The sequence below is a fragment of the Streptomyces alkaliterrae genome (assembly GCF_007097205.2).
GTDB lineage: Bacteria > Actinomycetota > Actinomycetes > Streptomycetales > Streptomycetaceae > Streptomyces > Streptomyces alkaliterrae.
In genome coordinates, this window is sequence record NZ_VJYK02000161.1 from 1 (window position 1) to 12,820 (window position 12,820).

Here is a 12,820-nt window from a genome sequence, read left to right on the forward strand (position 1 = left end):
CCGCTGACCCGCCCCACCGCCGCGTCCGGCCTCCTCTGGCTTCCGGCAACCGGGCGTCGCACCACGGGCAGAAGTTGATCACCAGACCGGTGTTGCCGCCGCGGGTACCGGTAGCGGACGCGCACCGCCCACCCGGCGGCTCGCTCGCGGTGGGTGCTGGCGCGGGGCTGCGGAATACTGGGCGGACCGTGCGGGGCGCGCGGTGGCGGGCGAGCCGGAGCGAGCGGCCGGCACCCGTCGGGACGAGCAGTGTCGGGCGGCGAGCGCCCGGAGAGGCGTGGACGGGTGCACAACGGCAGCGCGGACGGCCGGACATCACACCAGCCGGACGACCACCGGCCGGCCCAGGCCGACCCGGCGGGTCGGCACGGCGGCGCGCCCGAGTGCCGCGAGGTCCCCGAGTTCCTCGAGCTCGAACGAGAGCTCTCCGTCTTCTTCCGGCGGGCCCGCGCCGCCTCCGGGGCGATGGCCCGCGAGGTCCACCCGGACCTCGAACCGGCCGCCTACGGGCTGCTGCTGCGCCTGCACGACGCCGGGCCGCAGCGCGGCACGGACCTCGCCGGCTACTTCGGCGTCGGCAAGGCCACGATGAGCCGCCAGCTGCGCTCGCTGGAGGTGCTCGGCCTGGTCACCAGGGAGCCCGACCCGGCCGACGGCCGCGCCTCGCTCGTCCGGCTGACCGACACCGGCCGGGAACGCTTCACCGGCGTGCGGCAGGCCCGCCGGCGCCGCTTCGTACGCGCCCTCGCCGCCTGGGACCGCCAGGAGGTCGCGGAACTCGCTCGGCTCCTCCACCAGTTCAACGCGCACGGCCCGCTGGCCGACTGACCCGCGCCCCGGCCGGCGCGCTCAGCGCCCGGTGGGCAGCTCCACGAGTACGGCCGTGGCGTCGTCGTGTGCCTTGCCGCGCGGATGACGGACGCCCGCCGCGTCCGCGCGTTCCTCGGCCCGTACCCGGGACACCACCGCGCCCGGACCCTCCTTGCGCAGGGCCGCGTGCAGCGCCGACCAGTCGCCGAGGCCGAACACCTCACTCCATCGTGTGGCGCCGTCCGTCAGCGCCGCGAGCGACCGCACCCGGCCGCGCGGTGTGCTGCCGGTGACGGCCAGCTCCGCCACCGACGGATCGGCCGCCGCCGTGTGGAAGCCTCCCGGGCGGTTGCGCAGTGCCTCGATCCGGCGGATCCGCTCGGCCGCCGGCAGGCCGCGCACCGCCGGACGCAGCTCGTCCAGCCGGGTGTCGAGTACCGGGCGCACCACCCCCGACGGGTCCTCCAGCAGCAACACGGAGTCGGAGAGCACAAGGTGCTCGACCCGTCCGTCCCCGCCGTCGTGGTCGGCCGACCACCGCGCGACCACGACGGTTGCCTGCGGAGTGCGAGGGTGAGAAAGGTCACAGATTGGGGAATGCGCGTCGGCGGTACGGGAGATGGCCGCGGCCAGGCACTGGGTGAGAGTCAGCTCCGGGTGCGAACCGGACAGTTCCAGCAACGTCCCACCCAGTCGCGACACGTACCAGGAGACGCCGTGCGAGCAGCCGTGCGCGGCGGCCGGCGGTGTCACGCCGTCCAGGACGACCAGCGTTCCGCCCAGCCCGGAGGCGGTTGAACCCACCGCCGCGTAGTCCTCGTTGGGGACGGAGTGGTCGCCCGGTTCGGTCACCAGCTCGATGCGCATGACACCCAGTCTGCCCGCCACCGCATCACTACCGGACGCCGACGACCGGAGCGTCGAGATTCGGCCACCGACAAAACGGGCGGCTCGCGGTGAGCTGACCGTCCCGACCCGGACTGCACCGGAATCACTCACTCCGTGCCGGGTGCGGGCGCGCATCCTGCCATGGCGCACACCGGGTGGCCAACCCCTCTGTCTCACGCTCCGACAACGGTTCACCACCCCCAGCTTGTTCAGTCACTCGAAAGTGATGTTCACTCCTTCAGGTGGCCCGGCAGAGGAAGCCAAGCCAACCCGCGACGGTGCTTGAAAGGGTCAGACGCCGTCGGTGGGGCGGAGCGGACTCATGCCGCACAGAGGACGTTCGCCGGCTGGCACCCGCCAGCCCGCGGTAGCGAGAATGCGAGCACGGGTGGGGACAAAGCGACTCCGCAACAGCAGTCAGCAGCAGGACGCCACCACCGGCGACAACCGGAAGCGCGCCAGGGTGCGCAACCGGCTCCTCGCCTCGGTGGTCCTGTGCGCCGCGGCGGTGGGCGCCGCCGGCACACCGGTCATCCTCGCGGCGTCCGCCGACCTGTCCGAGTCCCACGACCTCGTCACCCGGGCGGAGACCGGCAAACGCGCCATCTCCCTCGCGCACGCGCTGGCCGACGAACGCGACGCCCAGGTCCGGGCCGTCGCCGCCCGGGGCGCCACCCGTGACGCCGTCCCCGGCCAGCCCGGAGTCGGGGAGGGGCAGTTCCCGCAGAACCCCGCCGAAGGTCGGCCCGCCGTGCCCGGCACTCCGGCACCCGGAACCCCGGCACCCGGCACTCCGGAAGCCGGCCAGGGCGGGACGGGGACGGAAGGCGACACCGACGAGGAGGCGGCCGCCGCGCTCGCCGACACCAAGGGCCTCCAGGCCAAGGTCGACAGCCGGCTGACCGAACTGCGCCCCGAACTGCCCACCACCACCCGGGGGCTGCTCGACCGGCTCCCGGACGCCCGGCAGCGCGCCGAGACCGCGGACGGCGGCCAGAAGGACGCCCGCGCCGTCCACACCGCCTACACCGAGGCCATCCAGGCACTCGGCGACATCGCCGCCGAGACGGCCCGCCGCACCCCGCCGCGCGCCGCCGAGTCCGCCGCCGACGGCACCCCGGCGGCCGCCCACGCGCTGCCCTTCCTCGGCCGCGCCACCGAACAGGCTTCCGCCACCCGAGGGCTGCTGCTCGCGGCCCTCGCCGCCGGCGGCGAACAGCCCGAACTCACCTCCGCCGCCCAACTGGCCCGGTTCCGTGAACTGTCGGCGGCCGCCGACTTCGAACAGACCGCCCAGGAACGCGTCCGCGAGAAGCTGCGCACCACCGTCACCGGCGGCGATGTCACCACCGCCGAGCGGTACCTGGAGCGCATGACCGCCCAGGGCGGCCTCAGCCCGGCAGCCCAGGCGTTCAACGCCGACCGCGTCGACGCCACGCTCACCGCCCGCGTCGTCCACATGCGCAGCGTCGAGTCCTCGCTCGCCGGTGCCGAGGTCGGCCGCCTCGAACAGCTGCGCGCCGACGACGTCACCGCGCTCCAGATCCGCCTCGGCCTGGTCGGCGCGGCGCTGCTGCTGGCCGTCGGCGCCGGCGTCTACGCGGCCCGCTCGATGACCCGGCCGCTGGCCGTCGTGCGCCTCGGCGGTCGCCGGCTCGCCGCCGACCCCACCGGTGAGGAACCCATCCGCTTCACCGGCCGCAACGACGAGTACGCCGACGTGATCCGGTCACTCAACGAGCTGCGCGAGACAGCCGTCCAGCTGCGCGCGCGTGCCGAGACGGCCGAGGCCGACGCCGTCCGCCAGGCCGGCGGCCGCAAGAAGCTCGCCGCCGAACGGGACGACCTGCGCGCCGAGGTCACCGCCCTCACCGAGCGGTTGCACGAACTCGACGGCGCCGTCCACAGCACGTTCGTCCAGCTCGCCCTGCGCAACCTCAACCTCGCCGAGCGCCAGCTGGCCCAGCTGGAGGCCCTGGAGGAGCGCGAGAACGAACCCGAGGGCCTGGCCACCCTCTTCAAGCTCGACCACCTCGCCACCCGCATGCGGCGCCACGGCGAGAACCTGCTGCTGCTCGCCGGAGCCGAACACCCCACCGGCCACCACGCCGGGCCGGTGCCGCTGCTCGACGTGCTGCGTGCCGCGATCAGCGAGATCGAACGCTACGAGCGCGTCGAGATGGCCGCGCTCCCGCCGCACGCCCAGGTCGCCGGTTTCGCCGCCGACGACGTCAGCCACCTCGTCGCCGAACTGCTGGAGAACGCCACGGCGTTCTCGCCGCCCGAGGCCGAGGTGCAGCTCTCCGGCTGGCTGCTGGAGAACGGCGAGGTGATGCTGTCCGTCTCCGACTCCGGCATCGGTATGACCACCGAGCGCCTGGAAGAACTCAACGCGCGGCTGGGCGAACCGGACAAGCAGGACCCGCCCGCCCAGGACGGCGACAGCGCGTTCGGCATCGGCCTGTACGTCGTCGCCAAGCTGGCCGCGCGGCACGGCATGCGGGTCCAGCTGCGGGTGCAGAAGCAGGGCGGTGTGACCGCCGTGGTCACCCTGCCGCGCACCCTGCTGCCGGACCGCCCCGACCCGCTGCACCCGGTCACCACCACCACCGGCAGCGGCACGGCACCGGCCCTGCCCGGCACCGTCGCCGAGGCCAACTCCCACGCCCTGCCCGGACGGGTCCGACGGCTGACCGCCGACGTCGTCCCGGCGGCGGCGACACCGGACGAGCCGTCGGGTGAGCGGAGCCCGGACACCGCCTCCGGGCACCCGGAGCCCCGCGCGTCCGAAGCCTCCGCCGACCCGGCGACGGACCCGGCGACGGACCCGGCGGGGGAGCCCGGAGGCGAGGCCGCACCCGTCGACGACAACACGCGCGCCGCCGACGAACCCGCTGTCGACGACGGCCTGGCTGTCGACGACGAGCCAGCCGTCGGCGACGCACCCGCGCCGCGCCGGCTGACCGACAAGGGCCTGCCGAAGCGGACACCCAACATCACCCCCGTCGCCGCGCCGACCGGCGCGGTGCCCGCCGCCCGTTCGGGCAGCGAGCGCGCGGAGGAACTGCGCCGCCGCATCGGCGGCTTCACCCACGGCGCGCGGGAGGGCGAGCGCGCCGCCGCCGAGGCCGGGCACCCGGCACCGGCCGACGACCACGGCCCTGTCGCCGACGACCACGGCGCAGTCGCCGTCGGCGACGCACCGCACAAACCGGGGGCGAACGAGATTGGTGACACCCCCGAGGAGGCACGTCAGTGAACGCGTCCAGCACCGCCCGCACCCCGAGCAGCGAGGCGGACAACCTGCGCTGGCTGCTGGCGAACCTGATCGAAGAGGTTCCCGGCATCCGGTCCGTCACGGTCGTCTCGTCCGACGGCCTGCTGCTCCTGGCCTCCGACCCCGGTCTGGCCGACGTCCCGGCGAAGCCCGGCGGCGGCGGTCCGCGCGGGGCCAGCGCCGACCTGGCGACGATCGTCTCCGGCATCGCGTCCCTCACCACGGGCGCCGCAGGGCTGCTGAAGGCCGGCGAGGTCAAGCAGACGATGGTCGCGATGGACCACGGCACCGTCTTTGTCATGTCGATCAGCGACGGTTCGCTGCTCGGCGTGCACGCCACCGCCGACTGCGACATGAGTGTGATCGGCTACCACATGGCCCTCTTCGTGGGTCGTGCGGGACATGTGCTCACCCCCGAACTCCGTACCGAACTGCGTAAGTCGATGGAGCAGGACAAGTGACCGCGAACCCCCCACTGCCCAGCCGTCCGTACGGCGAACGCAAACCCGCGCGGGTCAGGCCGTACACGATCACCGGCGGCCGGACCCGCTTCGGCCACGTGCTGCTGGTCGAGACGTTCGTCGCCTCGACCGACACACCCGCTCTGGAGGGACCACCCGGCCGCCGGGTGCTGCCCGGCCGGGACTACTCGGCCGGCCAGGACCGGATCATGCCGGAGATGCGCGCCATCATCGAGCTGTGCCGCCAGATGCGCTCGGTCGCCGAGGTGGCCGCGCTGCTGCGGATGCCGCTCGGCGTCGTACGCGTCCTGCTGAGCGACCTCGCGGACCAGGGCCGGGTCCGCGTCTACGGAACGGGCCGGGAGGCCACCGGCCGCCCCAACCGCGCACTGCTTGAGAGGGTGTTGGGTGGACTTCGCAGGCTTTGACAGCACCACGACCCCGACAACGCCGTCGGGCGGCTCGGCGGGGCCGGACGAGCCGCTCCAGGAGTGGCAGAAGGACACCAGCCGCGCCCCCATCGCCACCAAGATAGTGGTGGCCGGCGGCTTCGGCGTCGGCAAGACGACCTTCGTCGGCCGCGTCTCCGAGATCGAACCGCTGGTCACCGAGGCCGTGATGACGCAGGCCAGCGAGGGCACCGACGACCTCGCCGCCACCCCCGAGAAGACGACCACGACCGTCGCCATGGACTTCGGCCGCATCACGCTCGACGCCGGCCTCGTCCTGTACCTGTTCGGCACGCCCGGGCAGCAGCGCTTCTGGTTCATGTGGGACGACCTCGTGCGCGGCGCGATCGGCGCCGTCGTCATGGCCGACACCCGCCGCCTGGAGGACTGCTTCCCAGCTCTCGACTACTTCGAGAGCTGCGGACTGCCCTACGTCGTCGCCGTGAACCACTTCGAGGGCACCGAGTACTACGAGGCCGAGGACGTGCGCGAGGCGCTGTCCGTCCCGGCGGGCGTCCCGGTGGTGGTCATGGACGCCAGGAAGCGGGACACCGTCGTCGACTCGCTGACCACGCTGGTGGCCCACGCCGTCGAGCTGACCCCCGCCTGACGACCACCGCCTGGCGGCCCCGACGGACGGCCCCCGCCTGACAACCACCGTCGCCTGTTCCCCTCGCCTTCGCGAGAAGTCACACCGTCACACAGGAGTGTTGCCTCGATGCGGAAGATACTCATCGTCGGAGCCGGTCAGTCGGGTCTCCAACTCGCCCTCGGCCTCCAGACCAAGGGCTACGAGGTCACCGTGATGTCCAACCGCACGGCCGACGAGATCCGCGGCGGACGGGTCATGTCCACGCAGTGCATGTTCCACACCGCGCTCCAGCACGAACGCGACCTCGAGATCAACTTCTGGGAGAACCAGGCCCCGCGCATCCAGGGCCTCGGTGTCTCCGTCGCCGCCCCCGACTCCAGCCGGGCCATCGACTGGCTCGGCAGGCTCGACGGCCACGCGCAGTCCGTCGACCAGCGGGTGAAGATGGCCGGCTGGATGGAGACCTTCGCCCAGCGCGGCGGCCAGCTTGTCATCCACGGCGCCGCCGTCTCCGACCTCGACTTCTTCGCCCGCACCTACGACCTGGTGCTGGTCTCCGCCGGCAAGGGCGAACTGGTCTCGATGTTCGCCCGCGACGCGGAACGCTCGCCCTACGACACCCCGCAGCGCGCGCTCGCCGTCTCCTACGTCACCGGACTCGGCCCCCGCCCCGAGCACCCCGACACCGAGGCCGTGCGCTGCAACCTCGTCCCCGGTGTCGGCGAACTCTTCGTGATGCCCAGCCTCACCACCAGTGGACGCTGCGACATCCTCTTCTGGGAAGGCGTGCCCGGCGGCCCGCTCGACGTCTTCCAGGAGATCCGCGACCCCGCCGAACACCTCGCCACCACCCTGGCGCTGATGGAGAAGTACACGCCCTGGGAGTACGCCCGGGCCACCAAGGTGGAACTCACCGACGCCGGCGGCACGCTGGCGGGCCGGTACGCGCCCACCGTCCGCAAGCCCGTCGGCCGGCTCCCCGGCGGTGGCGCCGTCCTCGGCGTCGCGGACGTCGTGGTCGCCAACGACCCGATCACCGGGCAGGGCTCCAACTCCGCCTCCAAGTGCGCCGCCTCCTACCTCGCCTCCATCGTCGAACACGGCGACCGCCCCTTCGACGAGGAATGGATGCAGGCCGCGTTCGACCGGTACTGGCAGACCGCGCAGCACGTCACCAAGTGGACGAACGCGATGCTCGCGCCGCCGCCGGAGCACGTGCTCCAGCTCATCGGTGCCGGCGGCGAACTGCCGCCCGTCCGCGACCGGTTCGCCAACGGCTTCAACAATCCGACGGACTTCGAGGACTGGTTCTACGACCCGGAGAAGGCAGCGGCCTACCTCGCCTCGGTGACCCCCGCCTGACGCCGCGCCGAGCGCGGGGCGCGGATGGTCCGCCGAGCCAGTCGGCTGCCGGACCGCCGAGTCTGTCGCCGCCGCGGTCCCGGCTCCGCGGCCCCTCGGCCCCGGCGGTTGCCTCGGCGACGGTCGCCGAACGAACGCTCCGGTTCCGCCGAGCGGTCACGGCGTCACGGCCCAGGTGCCGTCGGAAAGTCCTGTTGCCCCGTCCGGCCGGGAACGAGGGTGGCTACGCCGGGGGAGCGGCCGTGCCGGCCCCGGCTTCCGGCGCGGTGGTATCCCGCCGGGGCTGTCCGGTTTCGGTGCTGCCCGAGACGCCGCTGCCGAGCGGCCCCCCGCTGGGGCGGCCGCCGTCGGACGCCCCGCTGCCGCCGGGCGGGAGGTTCCCGGCCGAGCCGGAGGCCGCCGGGGCGGCGCCCGTGCCGCTTTCGCCCCTGCTACCGGTGCTCCCACCGATGCCGCCGCCCCCGTCCCCGGCCCGGCCGGCCAGGAGGCGGCTCAGCCGGTCCAGTCGGCGCCGCAACTCCCGGTGCTTCCGCTGCCGTTCGTCGGCCAGCGCGCGCTGTTCGGCGAGCGCCGTACGGGCCTTCCTGGCCGTCGCGGCCAGCCGCTGCTCGCCGCCGGCCATGCGCAGCACGGCGAGCGCCTGGGCGTCCGCGAGCCGGGTCAGCTGGTGGCGCTCCTCGAACGCGTCCTGTGGGTCCGGCCGCAGCAGCATGCGTGCGTAAGGCGTGAGTCCCGCCGTGCTGTTCCGGTACTGCAGCCGGGCGATGTGCCCCGCGTCGAGGCGTCCGGCGGCCAGCTCGGCGCGGGCGCGTCGCAGCCGCTCGTCGAGCCGGGTGACCACGGACCGCTGCCGCCGCAGCCGGGTGTCGGCCTTCCGGTAGGCGCGTCTCGCCTGGTCGACGGCCAGGTAGCCGGTCCGCAGTTCCGTCAGCAGCAGGCGGGCGGGCGGAGTCCCGCCGAGTCCGGGCGCGGGCTGCTCCGGTAGTCCGGCCGGTGGTTCGGCCGGTGGCTCGGCGGGCGGTTCCGCCGCCGGCCGGGCGCGTCCGGCGCTCTCCCGCTCGACGGCGGGGGAGCGCCGCTCGATGCCGGACACGGGCTGTTCGACCGGCGACGAGGGGCGTTCCGCCAGGGACCGGCGCTCGGGCGGCGACTCCTCGCCGCCGGGCACCTCCGCCGGTTCCGCGCTGAGCCTCGTCCCGGCCACTGTCGGGGCGGCGGCGCCGCCGGCGAGTGGTGTCCGGCCGGATGTGTGCGGTTCGTCCGCAGGCGCGTCGGCGGCGACGCCCAGCAGTACGGCGGCGAGCACCGCGCCCGCCGTCGCCACAAGCCCGCGTCGCCTCCGCGCCGACCATCCGCCCCGGGCGGCCGGTGAGCAGTGCCTCCGTTCGCAGCCGTTCATGCCGCGATCGTGACAGCACCCTGCCTCTGATTGTCGTATTGAACGACGGTATGCGGCGCTACCACCCGGACGCCGGACAGCGCTCCGGCGACTGCGTGCGGCGGCGCCCTCAGTCCCCGCCCGGCCCGTCCCGCCGGGGCTCCGGCTTCGACCACGGCCAGCGCACCCGGCGCGGGCGGCCCTCCGGCTCGTAGACGTACTGCCATCCGCGCGGCAGGCCGAGCCGTTTGCTCACCCCGGCGACCTCGAGCCGGTACACGTACACCACCGGCTCGCCGCCGTCGGCCGACGGCACGGGCACCTCGTAGAACTTCGGCGGTCGGCCCGTCGGCCCCAGCAGGACGGGCAGCACCCGGCCGTCCAACGGTCCGCCGACAAAGGCGGTGTCCTCGCTCCTCATCGGCTCAGCTTCGCAAACGCGTCGGCCGGTCCGCCCACCGACCGCCCCGTGTCGCTCACGGCGACGCGCCGCTCACAGCAGATGGGCCGCCGGTGTCACCACCGGGACGACGCGCCGCGCCAGGTCCGCCAACCGGCCGTCCGGGCCCTCCGCCTCGGCGGCCAGCCGCACCACGGCCGCCGTCTGCTCGTCCCGCGCGCCGGTGGCGACCAGCGCGGCCATCAGCTGGTCGAGCAGCAGGTCGCGCAGCTCGGCGCGCGGCAGTTGCTTGCCCTCGTCCAGCCAGATCAGCGACGCGGCCTCCACCGAGGAGATCCACGTCCGCACGGTCATGCTCAGTCGGGGCCCCGCCGGCTCCACCACCAGGTGGGAGAGGATCTGCGCGGCGGCCTGCCGCCGAACCTCGTCGACGATCGCCGAGGTGCGGGAGGTCTCCACGACGCTGCCGCCGCGCAGCAGCGCGGTGAAGCCCGCGTCGTGCTCCTCGATGAACGCCATGTACCGGCCCAGCGCCCGGGCCAGCCGGTCCGTGAGCGGGCCCGCGTGCGGCTCGTCGAAGCACTGCTCCAGCTCGTCGGCGGCGCTGCGCAGCGCGGCCTCGTACAGCTGCTGCTTTCCGCCGGGGAAGTACCGGTAGACCAGTGGCCGGGAGACCCCGGCCTCGGAGGCGACGTCCTCCAGGGAGACCTCCTCCGGCGGCAGTCGGGCGAACAGGCGGAGTGCCGTGGACAGCAGTTGGCTGCGCCGCTGTTCCACGCTCAGTCTTCGGTACGCCGGGACGGTCATGCCTGGCAGCGTAACCGCCCCGGGGCGACTCCAGGCCCCGGCCGCCGAGGGAGGGCCGAACGGCCCTCCCTCACCTCCGGGGGCTCAGGGCAGCAGGCCGCTGCTCTTCCAGAGCCGGCGGCCGACTCCGCGCAGCACGCCGATGTCGTCCAGGAAGTCCGTCAGCCGCTTCGCGCCCGTCTGCATGACCTCCCTGCGGTGGCCGCTGGCGCGCACCTGCGCGACGGCCTCCCGGCGGTCGAGTCCCACGTTCGTGTACACCTGCGGGTTCACAAACGCGATGGAGAAGACCCGGGCCGCCTCGCCGCAGCTGACCCTGGTCAACTCCCGCTCCCAGCGAGGCGCCTCGACCATCTGGCGACGCAGTTCCTCCCGCGCGTAGCGGACGTGCCGGGCCTCCTCCACGACGTGGATGCGGGTCACGCCGCGCACGAGCGGCTGGATGCGCTCGTCCGGGAACGTCAGCCGCTGCATCCAGTCCAGGATCTCCTCGCCCAGCAGCGTGCAGGCGAAGGAACCCGGCGTCGTCGAGACCGTCTTGAGCACCCGGGCCAGGTTGTGCGTCGTCCGGCTCACCGGGTACGTGGGGGCGCCGCCGCGCTGGATCATCCGCGCGAACATCATCGAGTGCCGGCACTCGTCGGCGATCTCGGTGAGCGCGTACCGCACGTGTGCGCTGGTCACCGGTTTGTCGTAGATGTGCCGGACCAGAAGCTGCATGAGGATGATCTCGAACCAGATGCCCAGCGAGGCCAGCGAGGCGGCCTCGTGCCGGGCGAGGTCCATGCGCTGCTCCTCCGACATCCGCTTCCACATGGGGGTGTCGTAGAGGGAGACCAGCTCCGGGGGCCAGAACCACTTGCCGTCGGCCAGCGGAGCGTCCCAGTCCAGCTCCTTGTCGGGGTCGAAGGAGTGCTTGCGGGACGACTCCAGCAGGCGCTCGGCGATCTGCTCCCGGTCCTTGAGCAGGCCGAGCGCGTCCCGCAGCACCTCGCGCTCGGAGATGGTTTCAGGGGCGGTCGTCATCGTGGAGCACCTCGCTGATCTCGGCGGGCCGGGCACCCTGCGGGGGTTACCGGCGGTACGTCGTGTCTTCTCTTATGAGACTGCCTGTCAGTAAGCTCGTCAATCCCCCGCGCACGACTTGTTGACGCGACTGTCACCCACGTGTGAGCCTGCCAACAACCCCACGCACGTCCGGGGTTCGACGTGTCTCCATCGGCCAGCCGGGAGGCCCCATGCCGACGCACGAGCTGTACGCGCACGACCCGGGACCGCACGAATGGCAGGTACCGGCCACCGGCGCCGCCCGCTTCAACTGGGAGTACGACGACAACCGCGACCGCCTCCTCGCCCTGTACCAGAAGGGCAAGGACAAGCAATGGGACGGCGCCACCCGCATCGACTGGGACCTCGAGGTCGACCCCGCCGACCCGCTCGGCACCCCCGACGAGGTGCTGATCCTGTACGACACGCCGCACTGGGCCAAGCTCACCGAACGCGACAAGGCCGAACTGCGCCACCGCTACGCCGCCTGGCAGTTCAGCCAGTTCCTGCACGGCGAACAGGGCGCCATGATCTGCGCCGCCCGCATCGTCGAGTCCGTCCCCGACCTCGACGCCAAGTTCTACTCCGCCACCCAGACCATGGACGAGGCCCGGCACGCCGAGATCTACTCCCGCTTCCTCCACGAGAAGCTCGGCACGCTCTACCCCGTCAACGACAACCTCCAGGCTCTCCTCGGCGACACCCTCCGCGACTCCCGCTGGGACATGCCCTACCTCGGCATGCAGGTCCTCATCGAAGGACTCGCCCTCGCCGCCTTCGGCATGATCAGGGACACCACGAACAAACCCCTCCCCAAGCAGATCCTCACCTACGTCATGCAGGACGAGGCCCGGCACGTCGCCTTCGGCCGTATGGCGCTGCGCGACTACTACCGCCAGCTCAGCGACGCCGAGCTGCGCGAACGCGAGGAGTTCGTCGTCGAGGGCTGCTACCTGATGCGCGACCGCATCAAGGGCACCGAAGTCCTCGCCGACTTCGGCATCCCGGCCGCCGAGGCCGAAGCCCTCACCGAGCAGTCGGACTTCACCCGGCTCTTCCGCCGCCTCCTCTTCAGCCGCATCGTGCCGTGCGTCAAGGACATCGGCCTGTGGGGCGAACGCCTCCAGCGCGCCTACGTCGACATGGGCGTCCTCGAGCTCGGCGACGCCGACCTCGACCAGCTCATGACCCAGGACGAGGAACTGGCCGACCAGCTCGACGCCCAACGCTTCGCCGCAGAGGAGGCCGCCCGCAAGGCGGAGGTCGCCGCCGCCGTCACCGCCGCCACCGCCGACGACGAGTCCTGACCCCCTCCGTCCCCAGCACCCGCTGTGACACCGCGAACAACC

At 73.2% G+C, this 12,820-nt stretch carries 12 protein-coding genes; 7 read left to right on the forward strand and 5 right to left on the reverse strand.

Annotation, left to right across the window (positions count from 1 at the left end; genetic code table 11):
- The first annotated feature begins 285 nt into the window (after positions 1-285).
- Positions 286-828 carry a MarR family winged helix-turn-helix transcriptional regulator gene (locus tag FNX44_RS15965; protein WP_143648924.1) on the forward strand — a complete coding sequence of 181 codons (543 nt, stop codon included), beginning with the start codon at positions 286-288 and terminating at the stop codon, positions 826-828.
- A gap of 21 nt (positions 829-849) precedes the next feature.
- On the opposite strand, the gene FNX44_RS15970 is transcribed toward FNX44_RS15965, so the two are convergent.
- The gene (locus tag FNX44_RS15970) at positions 850-1,677 is read right to left on the reverse strand and encodes a protein phosphatase 2C domain-containing protein (RefSeq protein ID WP_143648925.1); all 828 of its coding nucleotides are present in this window, start codon (positions 1,675-1,677) and stop codon (positions 850-852) included.
- A gap of 409 nt (positions 1,678-2,086) precedes the next feature.
- Here FNX44_RS15970 and FNX44_RS15975 point away from each other — a divergent pair, with 409 nt between their 5' ends.
- The 5 genes from FNX44_RS15975 (at position 2,087) to FNX44_RS15995 (ending at position 7,839) form a co-directional block, all read left to right on the forward strand.
- Positions 2,087-4,957, forward strand: coding sequence for a sensor histidine kinase (locus FNX44_RS15975; protein WP_173019202.1), 2,871 nt, complete (start codon positions 2,087-2,089; stop codon positions 4,955-4,957).
- Positions 4,954-5,436, forward strand: a complete 483-nt coding sequence (locus FNX44_RS15980) for a roadblock/LC7 domain-containing protein (RefSeq protein ID WP_143648927.1) — start codon at positions 4,954-4,956, stop codon at positions 5,434-5,436. Before FNX44_RS15975 ends, FNX44_RS15980 begins: the two co-directional genes overlap by 4 nt.
- Positions 5,433-5,864, forward strand: a complete 432-nt coding sequence (locus tag FNX44_RS15985) for a DUF742 domain-containing protein (RefSeq protein ID WP_143648928.1) — start codon at positions 5,433-5,435, stop codon at positions 5,862-5,864. The genes FNX44_RS15980 and FNX44_RS15985 overlap by 4 nt, the downstream gene beginning before the upstream one ends.
- The gene (locus FNX44_RS15990) at positions 5,845-6,495 is read left to right on the forward strand and encodes a GTP-binding protein (protein ID WP_143648929.1); all 651 of its coding nucleotides are present in this window, start codon (positions 5,845-5,847) and stop codon (positions 6,493-6,495) included. Before FNX44_RS15985 ends, FNX44_RS15990 begins: the two co-directional genes overlap by 20 nt.
- A 108-nt stretch (positions 6,496-6,603) precedes the next feature.
- On the forward strand, positions 6,604-7,839 hold the full coding sequence (locus FNX44_RS15995; protein WP_143648930.1) for a styrene monooxygenase/indole monooxygenase family protein: 1,236 nt from the start codon (positions 6,604-6,606) through the stop codon (positions 7,837-7,839).
- A 223-nt stretch (positions 7,840-8,062) separates the two neighbouring features.
- Here FNX44_RS15995 and FNX44_RS16000 read toward each other — a convergent pair whose 3' ends face one another.
- From FNX44_RS16000 to FNX44_RS16015, 4 genes are all read right to left on the reverse strand, one after another.
- Complete coding sequence (locus tag FNX44_RS16000) at positions 8,063-9,238, reverse strand: hypothetical protein (RefSeq protein WP_143648931.1); 1,176 nt, start codon at positions 9,236-9,238, stop codon at positions 8,063-8,065.
- Positions 9,239-9,347: 109 nt separating this feature from the next.
- A complete protein-coding gene (locus FNX44_RS16005; protein ID WP_143648932.1) occupies positions 9,348-9,638 on the reverse strand; it encodes a DUF8847 domain-containing protein in 291 nt (96 codons plus the stop codon).
- A 72-nt stretch (positions 9,639-9,710) separates the two neighbouring features.
- On the reverse strand, positions 9,711-10,424 hold the full coding sequence (locus FNX44_RS16010) for a TetR/AcrR family transcriptional regulator (RefSeq protein ID WP_143648933.1): 714 nt from the start codon (positions 10,422-10,424) through the stop codon (positions 9,711-9,713).
- Between the two features lie 84 nt (positions 10,425-10,508).
- A complete protein-coding gene (locus FNX44_RS16015; protein WP_143648934.1) occupies positions 10,509-11,450 on the reverse strand; it encodes an AurF N-oxygenase family protein in 942 nt (313 codons plus the stop codon).
- A 212-nt stretch (positions 11,451-11,662) separates the two neighbouring features.
- Here FNX44_RS16015 and FNX44_RS16020 point away from each other — a divergent pair, with 212 nt between their 5' ends.
- Complete coding sequence (locus tag FNX44_RS16020) at positions 11,663-12,778, forward strand: diiron oxygenase (protein ID WP_143648935.1); 1,116 nt, start codon at positions 11,663-11,665, stop codon at positions 12,776-12,778.
- Positions 12,779-12,820: the final 42 nt, after the last annotated feature.

What these genes read in the sequence shown, in the direction of transcription:
- FNX44_RS16010 (WP_143648933.1), bottom strand. Translation starts at nt 10,424, where the DNA reads ATGACCGTCCCGGCGTACCGAAGACTGAGCGTGGAACAGCGGCGCAGC.
- FNX44_RS15995 (WP_143648930.1), top strand. Translation starts at nt 6,604, where the DNA reads ATGCGGAAGATACTCATCGTCGGAGCCGGTCAGTCGGGTCTCCAACTC.
- FNX44_RS16005 (WP_143648932.1), bottom strand. Translation starts at nt 9,638, where the DNA reads ATGAGGAGCGAGGACACCGCCTTTGTCGGCGGACCGTTGGACGGCCGG.
- FNX44_RS16020 (WP_143648935.1), top strand. Translation starts at nt 11,663, where the DNA reads ATGCCGACGCACGAGCTGTACGCGCACGACCCGGGACCGCACGAATGG.
- FNX44_RS16000 (WP_143648931.1), bottom strand. Translation starts at nt 9,238, where the DNA reads ATGAACGGCTGCGAACGGAGGCACTGCTCACCGGCCGCCCGGGGCGGA.
- FNX44_RS16015 (WP_143648934.1), bottom strand. Translation starts at nt 11,450, where the DNA reads ATGACGACCGCCCCTGAAACCATCTCCGAGCGCGAGGTGCTGCGGGAC.
- FNX44_RS15970 (WP_143648925.1), bottom strand. Translation starts at nt 1,677, where the DNA reads ATGCGCATCGAGCTGGTGACCGAACCGGGCGACCACTCCGTCCCCAAC.